The 1,176-nt window shown below is 66.3% G+C and carries 1 protein-coding gene, 1 rRNA gene and 1 pseudogene; 2 read left to right on the top strand and 1 reads right to left on the bottom strand.

Features of this window, described 5'->3' with window-relative positions; all coding sequences use genetic code 11:
* A 5S ribosomal RNA gene (gene rrf, locus ACWPOB_RS28505) occupies nt 1-75 on the top strand; the annotation flags it as partial.
* A gap of 234 nt (nt 76-309) precedes the next feature.
* Here the strand turns inward: rrf and ACWPOB_RS28500 are convergent.
* Entirely contained in the window at nt 310-891 is a 582-nt protein-coding gene (locus tag ACWPOB_RS28500; RefSeq protein WP_455402869.1) for a dihydrofolate reductase family protein, read from the bottom strand.
* Between the two features lie 22 nt (nt 892-913).
* Here ACWPOB_RS28500 and ACWPOB_RS28495 point away from each other — a divergent pair.
* Nucleotides 914-1,048 (top strand): annotated as a pseudogene (locus ACWPOB_RS28495) (ISL3 family transposase); the annotation flags it as partial.
* Nucleotides 1,049-1,176: the final 128 nt, after the last annotated feature.

Genomic DNA, 1,176 nt, shown 5'->3' with positions numbered 1-1,176 from the left:
AACCCGGAAGCTAAGCCCTCCAGCGCCGATGGTACTGCACCCGACAGGGTGTGGGAGAGTAGGACACCGCCGAACACCCGTTACCGGAAGCCCCCCAACCTCGTTGGGGGGCTTCCGGCATTTCCGCGTTCCTCGTGGGCGCAGCCGAACCCGTCGGGCCTTTCGTGGCTCTTCACAGTTGAGGGTGTAATCGCTGGCTGGATGTTGGCTGGCGCGTCGGTCCCGGGGCAGCGATGCGCAAACGCAGCCGGAGGCCCGATCTTGTGTCACCGTTCGCAGTGGACTTCTTCGCGTACCCGCTCAGATCGGTCAACGGCGCACCCGAAAGCGCAGGTGAAGCACCCGGTTGCCCTGAATCACCACGTCGGGATCCTCCAACAGGTGCTGTGCGTGGACCGACCCGAAGTAGCGCTTGCCGGACCCGAACACGACGGGTACGACGTCCATGCGCACCTCGTCGACCAGGCCCGCGGCAAGCACCTGGCCACCGACGTCGCCAGCGGCGACCTCGACGATGCGGTCACCCGCGAGCTCCTGCGCCTTGGCCACAGCTGCCTCGACGCCGTCGACGAAGTGAAACGGCGCCTCGGGGTCCCAGCCCTCGGGCTTCGGCCGGTGCGTCACGACGACCACGTGGTCGATCCCGCCCGGAGGCTTCCCGTCCCAGCCGTCCGTCATGTCGAAGACGTGGCGGCCGACGATTGTCGCCCCGATCTGGTCCCAGTACGGCCGGGTGTAGTCGTAGGACGTCTGCGACACCTTCACCTCGCCGCTCTCGTCCAACGGGACGTCACCGCTGGACAACCAGTCGAACAGCGGTCCGGGCTGGTCGTTCTCGTCCGCGACGAAGCCGTCCACCGACACCGAGCTGTACATGACCACCTTGCCCACGGGGCTCTCCCTAGACCTCGACGTGCCTGACGCTACCCCTGGGGCGGGCTTTGCCTGCCCTGATCTGACCGTGTTCTGCCGACTCGACGAGCTCGGTCTCGAAGTGACCGGGCAGCGGTTCGAGCCGGACCGCGCTGTCTTGGCCTGTCGCGTCGTCGTGATGGCGCTCATTGAAAATGCTCAGTCCTGCTCACCGTAAGTGCTCACCCGTGTGGCTCCGCCGATGAGGGCGGGTCTCCTTCGATGCTGGTGGTCTCTGACCACGCACCAGCACCTCGAAGGAGA

The sequence above is a fragment of the Rhodococcus sp. 2H158 genome (assembly GCF_053764755.1).
The sequence above is the reverse complement of the archived record's forward strand: the minus strand, read 5'-3'. Positions and strand labels throughout refer to the sequence as shown.